This window comes from Pantoea ananatis PA13 (assembly GCF_000233595.1).
Taxonomy (GTDB): Bacteria; Pseudomonadota; Gammaproteobacteria; order Enterobacterales; family Enterobacteriaceae; genus Pantoea; species Pantoea ananatis.
The window spans coordinates 2,576,252-2,600,060 of sequence record NC_017554.1 but is presented as its reverse complement, the minus strand read 5'-3'; the positions used below and the strand labels follow the sequence as shown (position 1 = coordinate 2,600,060).

Here is a 23,809-nt window from a genome sequence, read left to right as displayed (position 1 = left end):
CCTGAAAAAACGACAGCGCGGTGGGAAATGTGATAAAACTGAGAATTAAAGCAAGATACAGACGCAAACCTACACAACATCTTTGGTCACATACTCCATGATCCCACAGATTTCTCAGGCACCGGGTCTTATCCAGCGGGTGCTGACATTTCTTGAAACCCTCAAAGCGCAGGGTTTCACCGGCGATACCGCCACCAGCTACGCCGACAGACTTTCGCTTTCAACCGATAACAGCATCTATCAACTCCTGCCCGATGCGGTGCTTTTCCCGCGCTCGACGGCAGACGTGGCACTGATAGCCCGACTGGCGGGTGAAGCGGCGTTCTCCAGTCTGGTCTTCACCCCGCGCGGTGGCGGCACCGGGACCAACGGTCAGTCGCTCAATCAAGGCATCATTGTGGATATGTCGCGCCACATGAACCGCATCCTGGAAATCAATACCGAACAACGCTGGGTGCGCGTCGAGGCTGGGGTAGTCAAAGATCAACTTAATGCGTACCTGAAACCTTTTGGTTTCTTCTTTTCACCGGAGCTCTCCACCAGTAACCGCGCCACCCTGGGCGGCATGATTAACACGGATGCATCCGGTCAGGGCTCGCTGGTCTACGGTAAAACCTCTGACCATGTTTTAGGGCTCAGGGCCGTGCTGCTCGGCGGCGATATTCTGGATACCCGACCGGTGCCTACCGCGCTGGCTGAAAATCTGGCGCAAACGCCCACGCCTGAAGGCCGAATTTATCAGCAGGTGCTCACCCGCTGCCGTGAGCATCGCGAACTGATTCTGGAGAAGTTTCCTAAGCTCAACCGCTTCCTGACCGGTTACGACCTGCGCCACGTGTTTAGCGATGACATGCAGACCTTTGACCTGACGCGGCTGCTGTGTGGTGCAGAGGGAACGCTGGCGTTTATCAGCGAAGCTCGTCTGGATATCACGCCGCTGCCCAAAGTCCGGCGCGTGGTTAATATTAAATATGACACCTTCGATTCTGCGCTTCGCAATGCCCCCCTGATGGTCGAGGCGCAGGCGCTGTCGGTGGAAACGGTTGACTCGAAAGTGCTCAATCTGGCACGGGAAGATATTGTCTGGCACTCCGTGCGCGAGCTGATTACGGCTATCCCGGATGAAGAAATGTTAGGGCTGAATATCGTTGAGTTTGCCGGGGATGATGCCGGGCAAATCGATCGGCAGATCACACAGCTTTGCGCCCGTCTGGATACGTTGATGACGCAGCAGCAGGGCGGGGTGATCGGCTATCAACTCTGTGACGATCTGGACGGTATTGAACGCATCTATAACATGCGTAAAAAGGCGGTGGGCTTACTCGGTAATGCCAAAGGCCGTGCCAAACCGATCCCCTTTGTTGAAGATACCGCCGTTCCACCTGAACACCTTGCCGACTATATTGTTGAGTTTCGCGCGCTTCTGGACAGCCATGGTCTGAGTTATGGCATGTTCGGTCACGTGGACGCCGGCGTGCTGCATGTCCGTCCGGCCCTGGATATGTGCGATCCCCATCAGGAAATGATGATGAAGCAAATTTCCGATGAGGTGGTTGCCTTAACTGCACGCTATGGTGGCCTGCTGTGGGGAGAACATGGCAAGGGATTCCGCGCGCAGTACAGTCCGGCCTTTTTTGGCGAAACGCTGTTTAACGAGCTGCGCCGCATTAAAGCGGCCTTCGATCCCCACAATCGTCTCAATCCCGGTAAGATTTGTACGCCTTTCGACAGCGAGGCGGCAATGATGCAGGTAGATGCGACGAAACGGGGCAGCTACGATCGTCAGATCCCCCTTCAGGTACGAGAAACCTGGCGCGGTGCGCTTGAGTGCAACGGAAACGGGTTGTGCTTTAACTTCGATGCCCGCAGTCCGATGTGCCCGTCAATGAAAATCACCCGTAACCGCATTCACTCGCCGAAGGGGCGCGCGACCTTAACGCGGGAATGGCTTCGGTTGCTGGCAGAGCAGGGCGCCGATCCGGTGATGCTGGAGAAAAAGCTGCCGGAAAGTTCCCTGTCGCTTCGCGCGCTGATAAGCAGAATGCGCAATACCTGGTATGCCAATAAAGGGGAATATGATTTTTCTCATGAGGTGAAAGAGGCGATGTCCGGCTGCCTGGCCTGTAAAGCCTGCTCGACTCAGTGCCCCATAAAAATTGACGTTCCGGCCTTCCGCTCGCGTTTTTTACAGCTTTACCATACACGCTATTTGCGCCCGCTCAGCGACCATCTGGTGGCAGGCGTAGAAAGCTACGCGCCCCTGATGGCGAAAGCACCGGGGGTGTTTAACTTTTTCCTGAAACAGCCCTGGGCGACCTCATTCAGTAAGACACACATTGGCATGGTCGACCTGCCTTTATTGTCCTCGCCCACGCTCAAGCAGCAGTTGAGTGGTCATCCGGCGATGAATATGACGCTGGAGCAGCTCGAAGCGCTCAGTGAAACACAGCGAGCCCAAAAAGTGCTGGTGGTGCAGGATCCCTTTACCAGTTTCTATGAAGCCAAACTGGTACATGATTTTATCCGACTGATTGAGAAACTGGGATACCAGCCCGTTCTGCTGCCGTTCTCACCCAACGGCAAAGCGCAGCATGTGAAAGGCTTTTTGCAACGCTTTGCGCGTACGGCCAGTAAAACAGCCGATTTCCTGAATCGCGTGGCAAAGCTGGGCATGCCGATGGTGGGGATTGATCCGGCAACGGTGCTCTGTTACCGCGATGAGTATCACCAGATGTTGGGCGAGGCCCGTGGCGATTTCAACGTGCTTCTGGTACATGAGTGGCTCCATCAGGCGCTGCAGGAACGTGAGGTGCAGGTCACCAGCGGAGAAGCATGGTATCTGTTTGCTCACTGTACCGAAGTGACCGCTCTGCCGGGCACGCCCGGTCAGTGGCAGGCGATCTTCTCACGCTTCGGCGCAAAGCTCGAAAACATCAATGTGGGCTGTTGCGGCATGGCCGGCACCTACGGTCATGAGAGCCAGAACCTGGAGAACTCCCTGGGAATTTATGCGCTGTCATGGCATCCGCAATTGCAGAAACTGCCGCGCCAGCGCTGCCTGGCAACCGGTTTTTCCTGCCGCAGTCAGGTCAAGCGCGTGGAGGGCAACGGCATGCGTCATCCTCTTCAGGCACTGCTAGAGTTAATCTGAAAAGGTGAGGCGACGCCGGACGCAGGTTGGATTAGAATATCCAGCCTGCGTGCCTGACGAATTCACTCTGCAATACGGTGGCTTGTTCCCATTCACCGGTTATCGCGAGTTGATGACACAGCTGAGTCAGGGAGAGTCGCGCCAACTGGTAAGCCTGGATGCGAAACAGCCGGTCACGATCCGGGTTTTGCATCTCCTGGACCAGCCGGTGGTGAAGTTTGCCCATGGCATGCAGATAACTCAGGTCATCGCCGTTCAACTGGCAGATCTCTGCCATGTCTAAACAGGTATCGTTAAACTGACGCAGTTGCTGAATCGTACATTCAGCCCGGTTGAGTTTGGCCTGTGCCAGGTAAAAATCAACGGTGAGATCGCGAACCGAAAAACGGTATTCATCGAGTTTATGTTGAAGCCAGGCTGAAACCGATAACGACATAACGCGCCTCAATGTTGAATGATAATAATTATCATATTCAACTGGAGCGGGAATGCAATTCCCCGGCAAGAAATTTTTTTCGATTTATCTCACCTGTCGGTATAATCGGAAATAACAATCTGTTTACATGCCAGAAAGGCGTAACCTATCAATACAGGCATTATCGTAAAGGTGCCATTTAAAAATTTACGATTTATTAACAGGTTACAGAACCCGAATTCAGTGGACGCTCGCCGATGCAAGCCTGGCTGCAGCGACTATGCTTAAGAAATGAGCTGTAAAAATAGCATCTTATGATTATCCCTGCAAAACAAGAGGTTGAAGTGATTTGTCAGATCACTACCATAGGGGGATAGCCTGAAAAGGTCCGGACTCAAGAGGTATCAACATGTCATCCGTGAATGCAGACTCTTTCTCACCCGACGAGTATGTGTGGAAAGGGTTAACGCTGACTGAAACCGCAGCGAAACAAATTCTAAATCTGGCCGCAGAAAACCCAGAAGTCAAGGGCCTGCGTTTAGCAATTAAACAATCCGGCTGTGCCGGTTTTGGTTATGTAATGGATCTGGTGAAGCAGCCAGAAGAGGATGATCTGCAGTTTAGCTACTACGGCGCAACCTTGTTTGTGCCGCTTCAGGCAATGCCGTTTATCGATGGCACCGAAGTGGATTATGTTCGCGAAGGCCTGAATCAGATTTTTAAATTCAATAACCCTAAAGCTCAGCACGCCTGCGGGTGCGGTGAAAGCTTTGGCGTCGAGTAAGTGAAATATGTCACGACACAGCGAAACATCTGACGATGTACAAATGTGGGAAGGTAAGCTCAATTATAAAGAGGGCTTCTTTACCCAATTGCAAACCGAAGAATTTGCCAACGGCATCAATGAAGATGTGGTACGGGCAATTTCGGCTAAGCGTAACGAGCCAGAGTGGATGCTGGAGTTTCGTCTTAAAGCCTTTCGTGCCTGGCTGGAAATGGAAGAGCCGCACTGGCTGAAAGCGCATTACGAAAAGCTGGATTATCAGGACTACAGTTACTACTCCGCGCCATCGTGCGGAAACTGCGATGACACCTGTGCGTCTGAACCGGGCGCGACCCAGGCATCGGGCAGCGCCCCGGCCAGTGATTATCTGACGCAGGAAGTTGAGAACGCGTTTAATCAGTTGGGCGTTCCGGTACGTGAAGGTAAAGAAGTGGCCGTTGACGCCATCTTCGACTCCGTATCCGTATCCACGACCTATCGCAGCAAGCTGGCCGAGCAGGGAATTATCTTTTGCTCCTTTGGCGAAGCGATCCACGATCATCCAGAGCTGGTGAAAAAGTACCTGGGTACCGTGGTGCCACCCAATGATAACTTTTTTGCCGCGTTGAACTCTGCGGTAGCCTCCGACGGTACTTTCGTCTACATCCCGAAAGGGGTGCGTTGCCCGATGGAGCTGTCTACCTATTTCCGCATTAACGCTGCGAAAACCGGTCAGTTCGAACGTACGATTCTGATTGCAGATGAAGACAGCTACGTGAGCTACATCGAAGGCTGTTCCGCGCCCGTGCGTGACACATACCAGCTGCACGCTGCGGTGGTAGAGGTCATCATTCATAAGAACGCGGAAGTGAAATATTCCACCGTTCAGAACTGGTTCCCGGGCGGTGAAGGCGAAGGCGGTATCCTCAACTTCGTCACCAAGCGCGCCCTGTGCGAAGGGGATTACAGCAAAATGTCGTGGACGCAGTCGGAAACCGGCTCGGCCATTACCTGGAAATATCCAAGCTGTATCCTGCGTGGCGATCACTCCGTGGGCGAGTTCTACTCGGTGGCACTGACCAGCGGACGCCAGCAGGCGGACACCGGTACCAAGATGATCCACATCGGCAAAAATACGAAGTCGACGATTATCTCTAAAGGTATTTCCGCCGGGAAAAGCCAGAATACCTACCGTGGCCTGGTAAAAATCATGCCCACGGCCACCAACGCACGTAACTTTACGCAGTGCGATTCCATGCTGATTGGTCCGGATTGTGGCGCGCATACGTTCCCGTATGTTGAAACCCGTAACAATACCGCTCAGCTGGAGCACGAAGCCACCACCTCACGTATCGGCGAAGATCAGATGTTCTACTGTCTGCAACGCGGCATCAGTGAAGAAGATGCGATTTCGATGATCGTGAACGGTTTCTGTAAAGACGTATTCTCTGAGCTGCCGCTGGAATTTGCAGTGGAAGCGCAAAAACTGTTAGCCATCAGCCTTGAGCACAGTGTGGGCTGATTGACGCCGTCACACGCGTTGCCGGAAGCAATGTGAAGGAATAAGCATGTTAAGTATTAAAGATTTACAGGTTAGCGTTGAAGACAAAGCGATTTTACGTGGTCTGAACCTTGAGATTAAGCCCGGCGAAGTTCATGCCATCATGGGACCGAACGGTTCGGGTAAGAGTACGCTGTCTGCGACCCTGGCCGGACGTGAAGACTATGAAGTCACCGGCGGTTCCGTAACCTTTAAGGGCAAGGATCTGCTGGAGCTGGAACCTGAGGAACGTGCAGGCGAAGGCATCTTTATGGCTTTCCAGTACCCGGTTGAAATCCCCGGCGTCAGCAACCAGTTTTTCCTGCAGACCTCCGTGAATGCGGTGCGCAAATACCGTCAGCAGGACGAGCTGGATCGCTTTGATTTCCAAGACTTCATTGAAGAAAAAATCGATCTGCTGAAAATGCCAGAAGATCTGCTGACGCGTTCCGTTAACGTAGGCTTCTCCGGTGGTGAGAAGAAGCGTAACGATATTCTGCAGATGGCGGCGCTGGAACCGGATCTCTGCATTCTGGATGAAACCGACTCCGGTCTGGACATCGATGCCCTGAAAATCGTCGCCAATGGCGTAAACAGCCTGCGTGACGAAAAGCGTGCATTTATCATCGTAACCCACTATCAGCGTATTCTGGACTACATCAAGCCAGACTTCGTACACGTGCTGTATCAGGGTAAAATCGTAAAATCAGGCGATTTCTCGCTGGTGAAACAGTTGGAGGAGCAGGGCTATGGCTGGCTTACCGACGAAGAGTGATACCGCGCTGCAACAGTGGCACCACCTGTTTGAATCACGCGGTGAAATGCGTTCAATGCAGGCTCAGCAGCACTGGCAGCAGTTAATGCGTTTGGGCTTGCCCACCCGCAAACATGAAAACTGGAAATACACGCCGCTGGATGGCCTGCTGGCACATCACTTCGTGTTGCCTGAGGCGCACGAGCTCAGCGCTACGCAGGTTGATGCGCTGTCGCTCCCGCTGGATGCCGTACGTCTGGTTTTTGTCGACGGAAGATTCCAGCCTGGGCTGAGTAGCGGCGATACCGAACTGTTCGAGATTCAGCACAGCGTTGCGGCCGAGCGCCGCGACCTGCCTGCCGCCGTGCAGCCGGAGATTTTTCTGCACCTGACCGAAAGCCTGGCTGAAGAAGTCACGCATATTCGGCTGGCGCGTGGCAAGGCGGCGGCACGTCCGCTTTATCTGCTGCATATCACCAGCGGCAAAGACGACGGCATGAACACGGTTCATCATCGTCATCATCTGCAACTGGAAGAAAGCGCAGAAGCGGAAGTGATTGAGCACTTTGTCACGCTAAACGACAGCGCGCATTTTACCGGCGCCCGTTTCACCTTTGCCGTTGCGGACAATGCCAGGCTTCGTCACACCAAGCTGGCTTTTGAGAGCAGCAAAAGCTATCACTTTGCCCATAACGACATAGTGATCAACCGCGATGCGCAGGTGACCAGCACCAGCTTCTTACTGGGTGCTGGCCTGAGCCGTCACAATACCAGTACGCAGCTCAATGGTGAAAATACTCAGCTGTCCCTGAACAGCCTGGTGCTGCCGGTGAATCAGGAAGTGGCGGATACCCGCACCTATCTTGAACACAACAAAGGCCACTGCCTGAGTCGCCAGATGCATAAAACCATCGTGCGTGACAAAGGCCGTGCGGTGTTTAACGGTCACATCAAAGTCGCGCAGCACGCACTCAAAACTGACGGACAGATGACCAATAACAACCTGTTGTTAGGCCGTCTGGCGGAAGTGGATACCAAGCCGCAGCTGGAAATTTACGCGGATGACGTGAAGTGCAGCCACGGGGCGACCGTAGGCCGTATTGATGACGAGCAGATGTTCTACCTGCGTTCTCGCGGCATTGAACAGGACGCGGCGCAGACCATGATCATCCATGCCTTTGCTGCCGAGTTAACCGAAACGCTGGATAATCCAATTCTGCGCCAGGCTGTGCTGCAGCGCATCGCGCAGCGCTTCCCGGGAGGCGACTCATGATGAACTTCGATCTCGAGCGTATCAGGGCGGATTTTCCCATCCTGAAGCGTGAGGTCAACGGTCATCCGCTGGCCTACCTTGACAGCGCCGCCAGCGCACAGCGTCCTCTGTCGGTCATCAATGCCGAAAGTCATTTCTACCAGCACGGCTACGCGGCCGTGCACCGCGGTATTCACACGCTCAGCCAGCAGGCGACCAGCGATATGGAAAACGTTCGCGAACAGGTGGCACGTTTTCTCAATGCGGCATCATCGGAAGAGATTGTTTTTGTAAAGGGAACGACGGAAGGGATCAATCTGGTCGCCAACAGCTGGGGCGGCAGTCAGCTTCAGCCCGGTGATAATCTGATTATCACGCAGATGGAGCACCATGCGAATATCGTGCCCTGGCAGATGGTGGCAGAGCGCTGCGGTGCCGAGATCCGGGTGCTGCCGCTGACCGACAACGGTGAGCTGGCGCTGGACCAACTGGCTGGTTTGATCGACAGCCGGACCCGCTTACTGGCGGTGACGCACGTTTCAAACGTGCTGGGCACGGTTAACCCGGTGAAAGCGATCGTCGCGCAGGCCAGAGCGGCTGGCGTCGTCACGCTGATTGACGGGGCTCAGGCTGTGATGCATAACACCGTTGACGTGCAGGACATCGACTGCGACTTCTATGTCTTCTCCGCCCATAAGCTCTATGGCCCGAATGGCATTGGCGTACTTTATGGCCGCAAGGCACTTCTGGATGCCATGCCGCCATGGGAAGGCGGTGGCTCGATGATTGGTGAAGTCCTGCTGCCAACCGGCACCACCTGGAATACGGCGCCATGGCGTTTTGAGGCCGGTACGCCAAACACCGGCGGCATTATTGGGCTGGGTGCGGCGCTGGACTATGTGCAGGCGCTGGGTCTGGATACGATTCATCAGCGTGAAACCGCATTGATGAACTATGCCCTTGATAAACTCTCATCCGTACCTGATATTCAGATTTACGGTCCGCAGCAGCGCGCAGGCGTGATTGCTTTTAACCTTGGCAAACACCACGCGTTTGACGTTGGCAGCTTCCTTGATCAGTACGGTATTGCGATTCGCACCGGACATCATTGCGCAATGCCGTTACTGCGCCACTATCAGGTGCCGGCGATGTGCCGTGCTTCCTTCACCTTCTACAACAGTGAAGAAGAGGTCGATCGCTTGGCGGCCGGCCTGACGCGTATTCATCGTCTGCTGGGCGGTTGAGCAGAGTAAACGGAGTGATTAATGGCGACGTTGCCAGAAAAAGAGAAACTGGTGCGCAACTTCAACCGTTGCGCCAACTGGGAAGAGAAGTACCTCTACATCATTGAATTGGGTGCCAAACTTCCGGAATCATCTGAAACACTGCATCAGCCCGAACATGCCATTACGGGCTGCCAGAGCCAGGTGTGGATCAAGATGACACCGCAGGCAGATGGCACCATCGGCTTTGAAGGTGACAGTGATGCAGCCATTGTTAAGGGATTGATAGCTATCGTATTTAGTCTCTATCAAAACCTGCAGCCCGCTGACATTGTGGCGCTGGATGTGCGCCACTGGTTCAGCGAACTGGCCCTGGTTCAGCACCTCACGCCAACGCGTTCGCAGGGGCTGGAAGCGATGATTAAGTCAATTCGCCATACCGCTCAGAACCTCAGCTAAGATACACTTCAAAGACGCCATCCGGCGTCTTTTTACTATCTGACGAGAAAAACCGCATGAAACCTGCTTTGCGTTTAGCTGGTGCATTGCTGCTGACCTGTTTTGGGCTCTCTGCACCCGTTTTTGCCACGGAATACCCGTTACCGCCCGCCGACAGCCGCCTGATTGGTGAGAATGTGGTGACCCAGGTACCGGATAACAAACGTCCTCTTGAAGAGATTGCTGCGCGTTATCAGGTCGGGCTGCTGGGCATGTTGGAAGCGAATCCCGGTACCGATCCCTGGTTACCGAAACCGGGCACCCAGTTGACCATTCCTCTGCAGATGATTCTTCCGGACACGCCGCGTGAAGGCATTGTGGTGAACCTGGCCGAACTGCGGTTGTACTATTATCCAAAGGGCGAAGACAAGGTTATCGTGTACCCCATTGGCATTGGTCAGATGGGGATCGTCACGCCCATTATGGTGACCAGCATCAGCCAGAAAATACCCAATCCTACGTGGACGCCCACGGCGAATATCCGCAAGCGCTATGCCAAAGAGGGCATCACGCTGCCCGCCGTCGTGCCAGCAGGCCCGGATAACCCCATGGGGCTGCATGCGCTGCGTATGGCGCGTGGAACAGGCCAGTATCTTATCCACGGCACCAATGCCAATTTTGGTATCGGTATGCGCGTCAGTTCAGGCTGTATTCGTTTACGTACCGAGGATATCGAAGCGCTGTTCAATAGCGTGCCGGTAGGGACGCGGGTACAGATTATTAACCAACCGGTAAAGTTCAGCGTTGAACCGGATGGTAAGCGCTACGTTGAGGTGCATCAGCCGCTGTCACGTAATGAGAAGGAGGATCCGCAAACGGCTCCGTTAGCGCTCAGTGCGGACTTCAGATCCTTTATGAAGAGCGAGAAGAGTGACAGAGCGTTGATTAAAGCCACGCTGACGCGTCGCTCAGGCATGCCTGTGCTGGTCAGTGCGGGTGAGCCGATACAGGATGAGGCTGCGGCCTCTGCGTCATCCCAGCGCGCTGTGGGCGAGTAGGGCGGACGTCGTTATCCCGAACTGCAGACAAAAAAAATGGTGCCACAAGGGCACCATTTTTAAAACCAGAACTCTTACTTACGGTAAGAGTGAGCCTGGTTGTCCAGACGCTGGTTAGCGCGAGCTGCGTCATCTTTAGCAGCCTGAACGTCAGAACGCACTGCGTTCACGTCGTTGCTCAGCTGGTCAACTTTAGCGTTCAGAGTCTGAACGTCTGAAGACAGCTGGTCGATTTTAGCGTTGCTTGAGCAACCAGCCAGCAGAGTTGAACCCAGGATTACCGCGCCCAGTACCAGTTTAGTACGATTCATTATTTATACCCTCTAGATTGAGTTAATCTCCATGTAGCGTTACAAGTATTACACAAAGCTTTTTAACTTGAGAATAATTTTTTGATAAGAACATGCTTAAACATGATCGTTCGCTCAAAGAAGCAGCGAATTGAAGAACAACATAAAAAAATTTAGCTAAAACAGAGAGATTTAATCGGATTAACCTTAATTTGCAGCGCATTTTTATTGTCATTACGCGCTGGCTTTTTCCTGAATCTGTATTATGAAGACAATAAAAAAGCGCCTTTGAAGGCGCTTTTTAAAAAAGAGGCGTTAAACGCGATATTACAGAACGTGTACCGATGCCGTATTGGTCGTTCCGCTGGGTACCAGCGCACCTGAAACCAGCACAACAACATCACCTTTCTGAGCAAAACCGCTTTCCAGCGCCGCTTCTTTACCCAGGTGATAGAAATCATCGGTAGAGGCGATTTCGCTGACCATACGGGTCTCGATCCCTTTGCTCAGAATCAACTGGCGCGCCGTGGTGGCGTTGGTGGTCAGTGCCAGGATGGTTGCATTAGGGAAATACTTACGCACGGCCTTGGCTGATTTACCGCCTTCTGTGGCGACTACAATCAGTGGTGCTTCCAGTTTCTCGGCTGTCTCAACGGCACCGCGGCAAACGGCTTCGGTAATGCGCAGCTTACGGCTGTCATTTTGTCCGTCGATGCGTGGCTTCATCACGCGGTCGGTACGCTCACAGATGGTCGCCATGATGGTGACCGACTCCAGCGGATAGCGGCCTTTCGCGCTCTCGCCAGACAGCATCACCGCATCTGTTCCATCCAGAATGGCGTTAGCCACGTCGCCAGCTTCAGCGCGGGTTGGACGCGGGTTCTTGATCATGGAATCCAGCATCTGCGTCGCGGTGATGACAACTTTGCGGGCTTTATTACATTTTTTAATCATCATCTTCTGCGCGAAGATCACTTCTTCAACCGGGATTTCAACGCCCAGATCGCCACGCGCAACCATGATGCCGTCCGAGGCTTCGAGGATTTCGTCGAAGTTATTCAGGCCTTCCTGGTTTTCAATCTTGGAGATGATTTGAATGTTTTCGCCACCGTGCTGCTTCAGGTGTTCACGAATTTCCAGCACGTCTGAACGTTTACGAATAAACGAGGCTGCAACAAAATCCACGCCTTGCTCACAACCAAAAATCAGATCGCGCTTGTCTTTCTCTGCCAGGGCAGGCAGTTGAATGGAAACGCCAGGCAGGTTAACGCCTTTGTTTTCGCCCAGATCGCCGTTGTTCAGCACTTCACACACAACGCTGTTCTCAGTGACTTCGGTGACCTGCATGCCGATCAGACCATCGTCGACCAGTACAGTGTTACCAATTTTGAGATCGTTCGCGAAGCCTGAGTAGGTCACGGCAACACGCTCGTTGTTACCAATCACGCTCTGGTCGGTGGTAAAGGTAAAGGTTTGACCGGCTTTCAGTGACACATCGTTGCCACCTTCCAGCTTCATGGTGCGGATTTCCGGCCCTTTGGTATCCAGCAGGATAGCCGCAGGAATGCCGGTTTTTTTCGTCACGGCACGCATGTTGGTAATACGCTGACCGTGTTCTGCATAGTCACCGTGAGAGAAGTTAAGACGCATGACGTTCATGCCTGCTTCAAGCAGCTGAGTCAGCATCTCTTCGGATTCGGTTTTTGGGCCGATTGTACAAACGATCTTAGTCTTTTTCATGACGGGTTATCTGTAAGTTGTGATGGATGAAAAACAGGATTTCGATGACAGTGCACCGAAATGAGAACTCTGGTTGAAATCGAAAAGGGCAGTACAGGATAAGAATAGGTGACGAAGGCCAGGCGTGCAGGGAAGTTGCGTGGTTAGCTTGGTTAACCACCGGGACGTTGTTGCGCAAACAATCTTTATTATCGTCATAAGCACGTAGTCGCTGAAACCTTTCAAGTAGGACAACGCGGCCAGTATAATCACTAAGTATGCGAAAACCAATCGAAAAACAGTACGTAAAGGTAATGTAAATCAAGAAAAGGGTTGTTGCGCAAAAGAAGAAAGGACGTAAAAAGAGTGGTGCGCTCTAATGGACTCGAACCATCGACCCCCACCATGTCAAGGTGGTGCTCTAACCAACTGAGCTAAGAGCGCATATCAAATTTGGTGCGTCCGAGTGGACTCGAACCACCGACCCCCACCATGTCAAGGTGGTGCTCTAACCAACTGAGCTACGGACGCACTTGGTGCGCTCTAATGGACTCGAACCATCGACCCCCACCATGTCAAGGTGGTGCTCTAACCAACTGAGCTAAGAGCGCAACACGCTGTCAGGGCGACAGCGGGGACGAATATTAACGGCAGCGTAAGAGGCTGGCAAGGGGAAAAACGCAAATTTGCCAATGAATGGACATCATCTGCGCGATGCGCCGTTTTTTTGAACGTAACGGGCCTTTTCGGGCCCGTTCAGCGAGTTAGCGAGACGCGCGCGTAAGAATTAATTCCGCAGGAAGCTGCTGCAAACGTCGCACGCGCCACAGCATCATAACGGCGGCCGACGTCAGGCCAACGATAAATCCACACCAGAAGCCGGCTGGCCCCATGCGCGGCACCACCCAGTCGGTCAGTGCCAGGATGTAACCAGAAGGTAAACCCAGCAACCAGTAAGCGATAAAGGTAATGAAGAAAATCGATCGCGTATCTTTATAACCGCGCAAAATTCCGCTGCCGATCACCTGAATAGAATCCGAAATCTGGTAAATCGCAGCCAGCATCATCAGTTGCGCAGCCAGCGTGACCACCGCGGGATTGTCGTTATAAAGCTGGGCAATTTGATGGCGAAAGGTAACGGTAAAAATGGCCGTAATCACCGCCATGCTGACGCCAACGCCCTGCGCGGTCCATGCGGCGACCCGCGCCTGCTCTGTCGAGCCCTGACCCAGCCGATAGCCAACGCGAATGGTGGCGGCAACGCCCAACGACAGCGGCAGGACAAACATCAGCGAACTGAAGTTCAGGGCAATCTGGTGCCCGGCGACGTTAACAATCCCCAACGGCGAGACTAACAGGGCCACCACGGCAAACAGGGTCACTTCAAAAAACAGCGCCAGCGCGACCGGCAAACCCAACCCTGTGAGACGTTGCAGGATAACGCGTGAAGGCGCTGACCAGCGGCTCTCGACGCGAATGTCTCGCATACTGCGCATCCGTCGTACCCAAAAACGCATGCAGAAGAACATGGCCCAGTACACCGAGGCCGTCGCCACGCCACAGCCTACGCCGCCCAGCGCCGGCATGCCGAAATGGCCGTAGATAAAGATGTAGTTCAGCGGGATATTGAGCATCAGCCCAAGAAAACCCAGCACCATCGCGGGCTTGGTTTTGGATAGCCCCTCGCACTGGTTACGCATAACCTGAAAAAACAGGTAGCCTGGCGCGCCAAACAGCAGGGCATGCAGATAGCCCTCGGCCTTTTCTGCCAGCAGCGGATCGATATCATGCATCGAGCGGATAACATACCCGGCATTCCACAGCACCAGCATGATGAGCAGAGAAAGGAAAAACGCCAGCCAAAAGCCCTGACGAAGTTGTTCAGCGATTCGCTCACGGCGACCTGAACCATTAAGTTGCGCAATGGTGGGCGTCAATGCCAGTAAAACACCATGACCAAACAGGATGGCGGGAAGCCAAATGGACGTGCCAACAGCAACGGCGGCCATATCCGTGGCGCTGACGGCGCCGGCCATAATGGTATCTACAAATCCCATCGCGGTTTGCGCCACCTGAGCCAGGATAACGGGGATCGCGAGGGCCAGCAATTGACGCGCTTCTGTTAAATACTTCTGCACGTAAACACCTGACTTATCTGATTAATAAAGAAATGAGGACTGCTTCAGACGAAGCAGGGCTTAGTGTAACTGGCGCGACCGATTTCTCCAATCTTTGTCACGCAATGCGTTTTGGACTTGTGCCGCCTGTCTCTCAGGCTGTTGAAACCTAACACTTAAGCATGGCTGTGTTAAACTGGCACAAATTTCGTAGAGGCAAAGACTATGTTTACCGGTATTGTGCAGGGCACCGCAGAAATCGTGTCCATTGAAGATAAAGGTCTGTTTCGCACCCATGTGGCCAGGCTTCCTGCTGACCTGTTGCCGGGTTTAGCGCTGGGCGCATCGGTTGCCCATAACGGTTGCTGCCTGACCGTCACCGAAATCAACGGCGATCTGGTGAGTTTTGACCTGATAAAAGAAACTCTGCGCGTGACCAATCTTGGTGATCTCAAGCAGGGCGATGTGGTGAATATCGAGCGGGCGGCAAAATTCAGCGATGAAATTGGCGGCCACCTGATGTCCGGCCACATCATGACCACGGCTGAAATCTGCAAAATTGTCCGCTCTGAAAACAACCGCGAAGTCTGGTTTAAAATTCAGGATCCTTTGCAGATGAAATATATCCTGCACAAAGGATTTGTGGGCATCGACGGTATCAGCCTGACCGTAGGCGACGTGACCAAAACAAAATTCTGCGTTTATCTTATCCCCGAGACGCTGGAGCGAACCACTCTCGGCGCCAAAACCTTCGGCGACAGAGTTAACATCGAAATCGATCCCCATACTCAGGCTATTGTGGACACGGTGGAGCGCGTCCTCGCCCAGCGTGAAGATGCCGCGCTCAGGGCACTGGCAGAGCAGGCCGATCAGCCCGAAACGGATAGGGATGAATAGCGGGAAATAACGCCAGCCGTGACCAAAGCGTTGCCCACAGGCCAGCAGGTTGCCGTGTCGCCCGCCGTTTTCCGGGACGACTGACGGCTGTGCATTGTCAACCGCCCGGGCGAAGACGCCCGGCGCGAATGTGCTGCAGCCCTGGACTGCGGTTTAAGATCGCCATTTTCCCGTCTGCGAAGGTGGGGGCAGGCAGATAACGCGGCAACCGGGGTTACCGGCTGCCGTCCGCGTTCGGTCCGGACAGTATTGACCTTGCCACGGCGCGTTGCGCAATCATCGCGCCACCCGCAATCCACCCTCAACGCCACGGCTGAAGACAATCTGCCAGAGCTGAATCTCACGGGCGCGAAACGCGCCGGCGCAGGCGTTCAGGTAGTAGGAGAACATGCGTCGGAAACGTTCTTCATAACGTCCGGCCAGGTCAGGCCAGGCACGCTGGAAACGCTCATGCCAGGCCATCAGCGTGGTGTCGTAGTCAGCGCCGAAGTTGTGCCAGTCTTCCATAATGAAATGCGGTTCGCTGACGTCGGCAATATGGCGTAAAGAAGGCAGGCAGCCATTCGGGAAAATATACTTGCCGATCCACGGATCGACGTGCATATCCGTTTTGAGCGCGCCAATGGTATGCAGCAGAAAAATCCCGTCCGGCTTGAGGTTGCGATTGACCGTGGCAAAGTAGGTTGGGTAGTTTTTCGGCCCCACGTGTTCGAACATCCCCACCGAGACGATGCGGTCAAACTGTTGATTCAGATCGCGATAATCCTGAAGCAGGATAGTGACATCCAGCCCTTCGCAGCGTTGCTGCGCCAGCTTTTGTTGTTCTGCAGAGATCGTCACGCCCTGTACGCTGACGCCATAGTTTCTTGCTGCATAAGCCGCCAGACCGCCCCAGCCACAGCCAATATCCAGCAAGGTCATACCGGGTTTCAGTTGCAGCTTGCGACAGATCATGTCCAGTTTGGCTTCCTGTGCCGCCTCAAGCGTCGTGGCGTCTTTCCAGTAGCCGCAGGAGTATTGCATGTAAGGATCGAGCATCAGGGTAAAAAGGTCATTACCCAGATCATAGTGCGCTTTGCCGACTTGCCAGGCCCGTTTTTTCGACTGCAGGTTAACCAGGCGCGCCAGCGCAATGCGCACGATATCCTGCACGTGATGAGGAAGCTGCTCATCAAGCTTATGTTTCAACGCCCGATGAAAAAACATATCCAGCCGCTCGCACTCCCACCAGCCGTCCATATAACTTTCGCCCAGCCCCAGGGAGCCCTTTTGCAGGACGCGTTTAAAAAAGTCGGGATGTTTAACCTGAATGTCCCATGGGCGGGAACCGTTGATTTCGATGTCTGCTTTTTGCAATAACTCATGAACGATACGGTACCAATGGTTTCGTTCGATATTCACTTCTGCTACACATGTTGAACTCATAGCCACTCCATCACCAGAACTGTCAGAACCTGAGAAAGAGCAGGAGCCGTTACTCAGGATTATGAGAAAAGTCACAGATGACGCCTTGCGCCAGACAACCTTAAGCGTACAGAGAAAGGGTGCAATGCAGGGGCCAGCAGAGTGCATTTGCCCACAAAGACACCTTCACAGCGATGAGGCTGCGTGAAACATTGTTATTATGATGGTACGGCGAATCAGGGCCCGGCACAGGAGGCGCTGGCGGGCCCGTCACGTGTTGATCACTCAGACGACAAAAGTCGTTGCCTCAGTGATTATCCTGGCAGGGATGTGCCGTTGAGGCAATATCAGTTTGTGCGCCGGTGCGGCGCTGCATCTGATAGCCTGCCAGCGCCAGTACAATCGTCACCGCCATGATGAGCGTTGTGGTGAACAGCGCCTGGGTCAGGCCCGCCGAGACGGCCAGGCTGGCGACAAAGCACAGGCCCAGCTGCAGCGTGTTCTGCAGGGCGGCGGCTCTGCCGGTCGCATGGGGGAAGGGCAGAAGTGCACTGGATACGACGATGGGATAAATCGCCCCGTTCGCCAGCGCCATGCCGCAAAACGGCACCAGCAAAGCGGTGAGTGAAACCGAGCCTGACAGGGCGACGGCAAACAGGGCCAGTACGCTAAGGCTATAGACGATGAGCAGCCATGGCAGCAACTGCGCCCCTTTGAAACGGTTAAGGAGCGCACGGCAGCCAAAACCGCCGACTAAGAAAGCAATGGTCTGCGGAATATAGCTTAAGCCGATATCAGCAGGCGACAGGCCAATCGCTGCCAGAATAAACGGTGATCCGGTCAACCAGGCAAAAAAGCTGGCCGAGCAGGCAGAATACATCAGGACGTTACCGCTGTAGACGCGTGAACGCAGCAGCGTCATAAAACCGGGCTGTGACGGGGCCGGGCGGCGCGCTGTTTGTACCGATGGCAGGCGCAGCGTAATCAGGATCAGGGCCGCGGCAATCGCGGTCAGAACGACAAAAATTGAGCGCCAGTGAAAATGGCTAATCAGCCAGGCACCCAGCAGCGGGGCCAGCGCAGGAGACAGCGCGACCAGCGGCATAATAGTGGCAAAGACTTTATTCGCGCGCGACTGAGGATAGCGATCGACCACCAGGGCCTGCCAGCTCACGGCAGCCGCGCACACGCCGATGGCCTGAATGAAGCGCAGCACCAGCATCAGTACCACGTCGTCCACCCACAGCATCCCCGCACAACCCAGCGCAAACAGGCTCAGTCCTGCCAGCAATACCGGTTTGCGGCCAATACGATCTGACAGCGGTCCCCATACCAGCTGACCACAGGCAAAACCCGCCAGGAACAGGCTCATACTGGCGCTGATCATCCCGGCGGAGGTGTTAAAACTTTGCTGCATGGCCCCGAAGGCGGGCAGGTACATATCGGTGGCCAGAAAGCCCAGCATACTAAGCACGGCAAGATAGGGAATGAATCCTTTAGAAGCTGACATCTGATTCTCATTTTTTGCAGGATAAACGCGGGGCAGTGTAAAAGCTGTACTTCATACTGTGAAACGGTAAAATTTGCCTGTTGCTGTTAAAAAATTTAAAGGCAGGATATGTGGTCTGAATATGCGCTTGAAGTGGTTGATGCGGTCGCGCGTGGCGGCAGTTTCAGTGCTGCGGCCCAGGAGTTGCACCGTGTGCCTTCTGCCATCAGCTATACCGTTCGCCAGCTTGAAACCTGGCTGGCGGTACCGCTGTTTGAACGGCAGCACCGGGAGGTCGTTTTGACACCTGCGGGCGAACATTTTGTGCGAGAAGGCCGCAGCGTCATCAAAAAAATGGATGCCACGCGCCGTCAGTGCCAGCAACTGGCCAACGGCTGGCGAGGGCAAATCGCGATTGCGGTGGACTGCATTGTGAAACCGCACCGAACCCGTCAGTTCGTCAGGGATTTCTATCGCCACTTTCCGGATATGGAGCTCCACATCAGTTATGAAGTGTTTAACGGCGTATGGGATGCGCTGGCTGACGGAAGAGTCGAGGTCGCAATAGGCGCGACTCAGGCGATTCCGGTGGGCGGGCGGTTTGCTTTCCGCGATATGGGAACTCTGAACTGGCGCTGCATCGTCGCGCGGGAACATCCGTTAACCCAGGTCGCCCGGCTAGATGATGAGGCGTTGCGCAACTGGCCTTCGCTGGTGCTGGAAGACACCTCGCGTGCGTTACCGCGTCGTATGACCTGGGCTCTGGATAATCAACGCCGACTGGTGGTGCCTGAATGGCAGACCGGGCTGGACTGCGTCCGGGCCGGGCTGTGCGTCGCAATGGTGCCGGGGCACTTAGCCCGCCCGCTACTGGACAGCGGCGAAGTGACCGAACTTAACTTGCCCCAGCCTTTTCCAGAAAGTCCCTGCTGCGTCAGTTGGGCGGAAGATCGCGCATCACCGGCATTGGGCTGGTTGCTCAATTACCTGGGTGATGCGCAAACGCTCAATCAGGAGTGGTTGAGCGAGGATTAACGACGGTAGTCGCGATAGGGACCGTAGCCTACAGAGCGTCGCTCAATCAGTGTCGGATGCACTTCGATGGTTTGCGACTCTTCACGCTTGCTGGTAATGCGGTCCAGCAACATTTCCAGAGCCTTCTCCCCGAGTTGCGCTTTTGGCTGGTGCACGGTAGTGAGTGCAGGCGTGAAATAGCGTGCGTTGCGCACATTATCGTAGCCAATCACCGAAATATCCTGCGGGACGCGCAGGCCCATTTCATCGGCGGCACAGATAGCGCCCATGGCCATAATATCGCCACCGCAGAACACCGCGCTTGGGCGCTGCTTCTGCGACAGAATTTGCTGCATAGCCTGATACCCGGATTCAGGCTCGAAATCGCCCTGCACAATCCACTCTGAACGCGGCTGAATACCGGCTTCTTCCAGCGCCTTGAGGAAACCGGCATGACGGCCACCACCGGTGTTACGTTCCATTTGCCCTGGAATGGCGCCAATATCGCGATGCCCGCGTTCGATGAGGTAGCGGCCGGCCAGATAACCGCCCTGAAACGCATTATCCAGCACCGTGTCAGTAAAATCGGCACGGGATTCGCCCCAGTCCATGACCACCATGGGAATATTGCGGTTGGCTTCCAGCATTTGCAGCAAATCATCCGGGTACTCAGAACACATGACCAGCAGCCCATCGACGCGCTTCTGCGCCATCATCGAGAGGTAGGCACGCTGTTTTTGCAGGTCGTTATGCGCGTTGCCTAAAATCAGGGTGTAGCCTTTATCAAAGCAGTGATTCTCCACGGCTTCAATAATTTCAGCGAAATAGGGCGCCTCGCTGGAGGTGGCCAAAAGGCCCAGCGTTTTGGTGTGATTCACCTTCAGGCTGCGTGCTACGGCGCTGGGTGAATAATGTAATTCCCGAATCGCTTCCCAGACCGCTTCGCGGGTATCTTCTGCGACAAAGCGCGTCTTATTGATGACGTGAGAAACGGTTGTGGTAGAGACGCCTGCACGTTTCGCCACATCTTTAATTGTTGCCATGAAAATCGAACTCCCGGGCTTATCTAACCTGTTGATAAGCATGTTGTTAAACGTTTGCGTCAGCGGACGGTTATTTCTGCAAAAAAATCGTTTTTCTGACCGGTTATGGGGCATCGGGGCAGGAAATAACGGTTGAAAAGGGTGCTGACGCAACCGATGTTGCGCGCTGTTGCGCAACAAAGAGGGGATTCTAACAAGGCTGCACGGATAAAACGAGATTTTTACCCACGCGTGTGGGAAAATGCTTAACCCCTACTAAAATTGTGCCTAAGGAGTTGTGATGAGTACCGATCTGAAACTGTCATTGATGACCACGGCGGCTGCACTGTTGATGATTATTGCGTTCAGCTTTACCGCCATTCTGAACTAATAAAAAAGCCGGGAAGGTTTCCCTGTCCCGGCTGCGTTCCGTCGGTATGACGGAGGAGTGACGTTTAGCGAACGGTTTTTGGCGTCATGACGCGACGCGCACCAATATAGTGGCGCTGCCAGTAATCTTCGCTTAACGCACTGATTTGAATGTCCTTTCCGGTACGCGGTGACTGAATAAATTTACCGTTACCCAGGTAAACACCCACGTGGTCGGCCGTGCCACGTCCGTTGATGCGGAAAAACACCAGATCGCCTTTCTCCAGCGCTTCCCGATTCACCGGCGCGGCATCCCGCAGGTGATACATTTCATTTGCAGTACGCGGAATTTTAAATTTCACCACATCTTTGTAGGCGTACCACACCAGGCCGCTGCAGTCGAAACCGGTATGCGGCGATTTTCCGCCCCACTGGTAGCGCTTGCCCAGCTGTCCCATCAGTTTCGCCATCGCCGTTTCACGTGCTTTTTGATAGCGCTGACGGTGTGCGTTGCTCATTTTGATGGTGCCGGTATCCTTGCTGTCCGCTTTCGCCACCTTCACCGCGCGTTGATGACCATAGCGTTTCTTGCTGGTGGCGTTGGCGGCCACTTTTTTGGTGAGCTTCTTGTGTGAATCAGTCGCTTTGGTCAGGGTTTTGTGAGAGGCAACCGCGTGAGAGGGATTTTTACTGGTTTTAAGCGTTTTGCTGGATTTCTGCTCTGCGGAGGAACGGCTTTTTTTCGCCGAAGCTTTAACCGTGCGTCGCTTGCGCCGCTCATCTTCGCGCGCACTTTTTTTCTCTACCTTATGCAAGCTGGCCTTAACCGGCGCCTGCGGTGATGCAGAGGCGACATTAAAGAACAGTTGCGCAAAAGCCAGAATAAGAAGCGTAATAATTGAACGCATAGTCCGTTTACTGGTTAAGCTGTCAGGTTCAACAGATATCTGACAAGGTTAAGAAAAATCTGATCAACGATCAGCGCCGAAGACATTCTAGTCCAGTTTTTTTTAAAACAGTAAGTCCTTTTTTTATTAATTAATAACTTGGGTAAAAAGCAGGCATAAATAAGTAATTTCAGCAGGTTAACTCAGCAAAATTATTGCAAATTATTAATGCATTCACCTTTTGGGTCCCGATGAGCGGGTGGATAGCGCGCAAGCGGACTTAACAAACATGGCGGTTTGCCCTAACGGGAAGAAAATCTCATTTTCAGTCCTGAAGGGAAGTCGCTACAATAAAGAAACACGAAGTGACGAATTAAGGAAGGCAATAATGAGTACTGTAGAAAAAATTCAGCGCCAGATCGCAGAAAACCCGATCCTGCTGTACATGAAAGGTTCGCCGAAACTGCCAAGCTGCGGTTTCTCTGCCCAGGCGGTTCAGGCGCTGTCTGCCTGTGGTGAGCGCTTCGCTTACGTGGATATTCTGCAGAACCCGGATATTCGCGCAGAGCTGCCAAAGTATGCTAACTGGCCAACCTTCCCTCAGCTGTGGGTCGATGGCGAACTGGTTGGCGGCTGCGACATTATTGTTGAGATGTTCCAGCGTGGCGAATTACAACCGCTGGTCAAAGAAACCGCAGAGAAGTTTAAAGAAGCGGAATAATAAAAAAGGCCGACATCGTCGGCCTTTTCTTCGTTTAACGGGCGTTTACTCCGCCGCGCCCTGATATTCTGTTGCCTCTTCCGCTAGAGCCAGCGGCCAGCCTCCCAGACGTTTCCAGCGATTGACCAGTTCGCAGAACAGCGTGGCCGTTTGCTGCGTGTCATACAGCGCAGAGTGCGCCTGACTGCTGTCAAATTCCATCCCTGCCGCTTTGCAGGCTTTGGCCAGTACCGTCTGACCCAGCACTAACCCGCTCAGGGCGGCCGTGTCGAAAGTGGCAAAAGGATGAAACGGATTCCGTTTCAGGCTGGCGCGTTCGGCGGCGGCATTCATAAAATTAAGATCGAAGGTCGCATTATGCGCCACCATGATCGCGCGATTGCACCCGGTATCTTTAATGCCTTTGCGCACCAGTTTAAAAATGGCATGCAAGGCTTCGTATTCGCTCACCGCGCCCCGTAACGGATTGCTGGGATCGATGCCGGTAAAGGCAAGGGCTTCCGGATGCAGCAGAGCGCCGACAAAAGGTTCAACATGAAAATGCAGTGTCTGGTCGTGATGAAGCCAACCCTCGTCATCCATTTTCAGCGTAATGGCCGCGACTTCCAGCAGCGCATCGGTTTGCGCATTGAAGCCCGCCGTTTCCACATCGATAACCACGGGATAGAAACCACGAAAGCGTTGATTGAGTGCGTTGGGGGAAGACGATTCAGACATCAGGATCTCATTGCAGAAAAAGGGCAGCGCGTAGTATGCCAAAAAAGCGCCCCGTCTGCAGCAGGTACAGGTAAGGGAAGCGAGAATCAGCCCGCGTTGCGCGGGCTGATGTTCACGGCTTAGCTGCCGAGGCCGTGTCCGGCATGTTTATTTTCGATCAGTTCGATTTTATAACCGTCTGGATCTTCAACAAAGGCAATGATCGTGGTGCCACCTTTGACCGGGCCGGCTTCACGCGTCACGTTACCGCCGTCGTTACGGATGCGCTCGCAGGTTGCGGCAACATCATCAACGCCCAACGCGATGTGACCATAAGCGTTACCGAGATCGTAGCTGTCAACGCCCCAGTTGTAGGTCAGCTCAATAACGGCACCTTCGCTCTCTTCGGTGTAGCCCACAAACGCCAGGGTATATTTATATTCAGCGTTTTCGCTTTGGCGAAGCAGGCGCATGCCCAGCACGCGAGTGTAAAAATCAATGGAGCGTTGCAAATCGCCAACGCGCAGCATGGTATGAAGTAAACGCATAGCTTCCTCTTTTGAAAAACGTCATCCCCGGATGACACAAAC

22 protein-coding genes and 3 tRNA genes are annotated in these 23,809 nt (G+C 53.8%); 12 read left to right on the top strand and 13 right to left on the bottom strand.

Annotated elements, in window-relative coordinates; genetic code table 11:
- The first annotated feature begins 97 nt into the window (after positions 1-97).
- On the top strand, positions 98-3,151 hold the full coding sequence (gene ydiJ / locus PAGR_RS12245) for a D-2-hydroxyglutarate dehydrogenase YdiJ (RefSeq protein WP_014605960.1): 3,054 nt from the start codon (positions 98-100) through the stop codon (positions 3,149-3,151).
- Positions 3,152-3,182: 31 nt separating this feature from the next.
- Here the strand turns inward: ydiJ and PAGR_RS12240 are convergent, their stop codons facing one another.
- Entirely contained in the window at positions 3,183-3,587 is a 405-nt protein-coding gene (locus tag PAGR_RS12240) for a hypothetical protein (protein ID WP_014605959.1), read from the bottom strand.
- 388 nt (positions 3,588-3,975) lie between these two features.
- Here PAGR_RS12240 and sufA point away from each other — a divergent pair, with 388 nt between their 5' ends.
- The 7 genes from sufA to PAGR_RS12205 are packed head-to-tail and all read left to right on the top strand — an operon-like array spanning position 3,976 to position 10,594.
- Positions 3,976-4,350, top strand: coding sequence for a Fe-S cluster assembly scaffold SufA (gene sufA, locus PAGR_RS12235; protein WP_013025593.1), 375 nt, complete (start codon positions 3,976-3,978; stop codon positions 4,348-4,350).
- 7 nt (positions 4,351-4,357) lie between these two features.
- Positions 4,358-5,851, top strand: a complete 1,494-nt coding sequence (sufB, locus tag PAGR_RS12230) for a Fe-S cluster assembly protein SufB (protein WP_013025594.1) — start codon at positions 4,358-4,360, stop codon at positions 5,849-5,851.
- 46 nt (positions 5,852-5,897) lie between these two features.
- Entirely contained in the window at positions 5,898-6,644 is a 747-nt protein-coding gene (gene sufC / locus PAGR_RS12225) for a Fe-S cluster assembly ATPase SufC (RefSeq protein WP_013025595.1), read from the top strand.
- A complete protein-coding gene (gene sufD, locus PAGR_RS12220; RefSeq protein WP_014593600.1) occupies positions 6,619-7,896 on the top strand; it encodes a Fe-S cluster assembly protein SufD in 1,278 nt (425 codons plus the stop codon). The genes sufC and sufD overlap by 26 nt, the downstream gene beginning before the upstream one ends.
- Entirely contained in the window at positions 7,896-9,119 is a 1,224-nt protein-coding gene (sufS, locus tag PAGR_RS12215; RefSeq protein WP_041455905.1) for a cysteine desulfurase SufS, read from the top strand. Before sufD ends, sufS begins: the two co-directional genes overlap by 1 nt.
- 21 nt (positions 9,120-9,140) lie before the next feature.
- The gene (sufE, locus tag PAGR_RS12210) at positions 9,141-9,557 is read left to right on the top strand and encodes a cysteine desulfuration protein SufE (RefSeq protein WP_013025598.1); all 417 of its coding nucleotides are present in this window, start codon (positions 9,141-9,143) and stop codon (positions 9,555-9,557) included.
- Positions 9,558-9,613: 56 nt separating this feature from the next.
- Complete coding sequence (locus tag PAGR_RS12205) at positions 9,614-10,594, top strand: L,D-transpeptidase family protein (protein ID WP_013025599.1); 981 nt, start codon at positions 9,614-9,616, stop codon at positions 10,592-10,594.
- Positions 10,595-10,668: 74 nt separating this feature from the next.
- Here PAGR_RS12205 and PAGR_RS12200 read toward each other — a convergent pair whose 3' ends face one another.
- The 6 genes from PAGR_RS12200 to PAGR_RS12175 all read right to left on the bottom strand — a co-directional run bounded on the left by PAGR_RS12200 (position 10,669) and on the right by PAGR_RS12175 (position 14,741).
- Positions 10,669-10,905 (bottom strand): major outer membrane lipoprotein, encoded by a 237-nt coding sequence (locus PAGR_RS12200; RefSeq protein WP_006118977.1) that lies wholly within the window; start codon positions 10,903-10,905, stop codon positions 10,669-10,671.
- Positions 10,906-11,211: 306 nt separating this feature from the next.
- Complete coding sequence (gene pykF, locus PAGR_RS12195; protein WP_013025600.1) at positions 11,212-12,624, bottom strand: pyruvate kinase PykF; 1,413 nt, start codon at positions 12,622-12,624, stop codon at positions 11,212-11,214.
- Positions 12,625-12,970: 346 nt separating this feature from the next.
- A tRNA-Val gene (locus PAGR_RS12190) sits at positions 12,971-13,047 on the bottom strand.
- Positions 13,048-13,057: 10 nt separating this feature from the next.
- Positions 13,058-13,134 (bottom strand) — tRNA-Val (locus PAGR_RS12185).
- Between the two features lie 3 nt (positions 13,135-13,137).
- Positions 13,138-13,214, bottom strand: a tRNA-Val gene (locus PAGR_RS12180).
- Between the two features lie 153 nt (positions 13,215-13,367).
- On the bottom strand, positions 13,368-14,741 hold the full coding sequence (locus PAGR_RS12175) for an MATE family efflux transporter (protein ID WP_014605958.1): 1,374 nt from the start codon (positions 14,739-14,741) through the stop codon (positions 13,368-13,370).
- 204 nt (positions 14,742-14,945) lie between these two features.
- Between PAGR_RS12175 and PAGR_RS12170 the strand changes: the two genes are divergently transcribed.
- The gene (locus tag PAGR_RS12170; protein ID WP_014605957.1) at positions 14,946-15,617 is read left to right on the top strand and encodes a riboflavin synthase; all 672 of its coding nucleotides are present in this window, start codon (positions 14,946-14,948) and stop codon (positions 15,615-15,617) included.
- A gap of 276 nt (positions 15,618-15,893) precedes the next feature.
- Here the strand turns inward: PAGR_RS12170 and cfa are convergent, their stop codons facing one another.
- Both cfa and punC read right to left on the bottom strand, forming a co-directional pair.
- Positions 15,894-17,042, bottom strand: coding sequence for a cyclopropane fatty acyl phospholipid synthase (gene cfa / locus PAGR_RS12165; protein WP_014605956.1), 1,149 nt, complete (start codon positions 17,040-17,042; stop codon positions 15,894-15,896).
- Positions 17,043-17,328: 286 nt separating this feature from the next.
- On the bottom strand, positions 17,329-18,531 hold the full coding sequence (gene punC, locus PAGR_RS12160; protein ID WP_014605955.1) for a purine nucleoside transporter PunC: 1,203 nt from the start codon (positions 18,529-18,531) through the stop codon (positions 17,329-17,331).
- A gap of 108 nt (positions 18,532-18,639) precedes the next feature.
- On the opposite strand from punC, the gene punR reads away from it, so the two are divergent.
- The gene (punR, locus tag PAGR_RS12155) at positions 18,640-19,545 is read left to right on the top strand and encodes a DNA-binding transcriptional activator PunR (RefSeq protein ID WP_013025606.1); all 906 of its coding nucleotides are present in this window, start codon (positions 18,640-18,642) and stop codon (positions 19,543-19,545) included.
- Here the strand turns inward: punR and purR are convergent.
- Positions 19,542-20,567 (bottom strand): HTH-type transcriptional repressor PurR, encoded by a 1,026-nt coding sequence (purR, locus tag PAGR_RS12150; protein WP_014605954.1) that lies wholly within the window; start codon positions 20,565-20,567, stop codon positions 19,542-19,544. The two genes, punR and purR, sit on opposite strands and share 4 nt — an antisense overlap.
- 280 nt (positions 20,568-20,847) lie before the next feature.
- On the opposite strand from purR, the gene cydH reads away from it, so the two are divergent.
- Complete coding sequence (gene cydH, locus PAGR_RS23695) at positions 20,848-20,937, top strand: cytochrome bd-I oxidase subunit CydH (RefSeq protein ID WP_019105306.1); 90 nt, start codon at positions 20,848-20,850, stop codon at positions 20,935-20,937.
- Between the two features lie 64 nt (positions 20,938-21,001).
- Here cydH and PAGR_RS12145 read toward each other — a convergent pair whose 3' ends face one another.
- Entirely contained in the window at positions 21,002-21,823 is an 822-nt protein-coding gene (locus PAGR_RS12145; RefSeq protein WP_014593610.1) for a C40 family peptidase, read from the bottom strand.
- 364 nt (positions 21,824-22,187) lie between these two features.
- Between PAGR_RS12145 and PAGR_RS12140 the strand changes: the two genes are divergently transcribed.
- Positions 22,188-22,523: a Grx4 family monothiol glutaredoxin gene (locus PAGR_RS12140; RefSeq protein ID WP_170934913.1), complete on the top strand. Its 336-nt coding sequence runs from the start codon at positions 22,188-22,190 to the stop codon at positions 22,521-22,523.
- A gap of 45 nt (positions 22,524-22,568) precedes the next feature.
- On the opposite strand, the gene rnt is transcribed toward PAGR_RS12140, so the two are convergent.
- Positions 22,569-23,240 (bottom strand): ribonuclease T, encoded by a 672-nt coding sequence (gene rnt, locus PAGR_RS12135; RefSeq protein WP_013025611.1) that lies wholly within the window; start codon positions 23,238-23,240, stop codon positions 22,569-22,571.
- Positions 23,241-23,359: 119 nt separating this feature from the next.
- Positions 23,360-23,767, bottom strand: coding sequence for a lactoylglutathione lyase (gene gloA, locus PAGR_RS12130; RefSeq protein WP_013025612.1), 408 nt, complete (start codon positions 23,765-23,767; stop codon positions 23,360-23,362).
- Between the last annotated feature and the right edge of the window lie 42 nt (positions 23,768-23,809).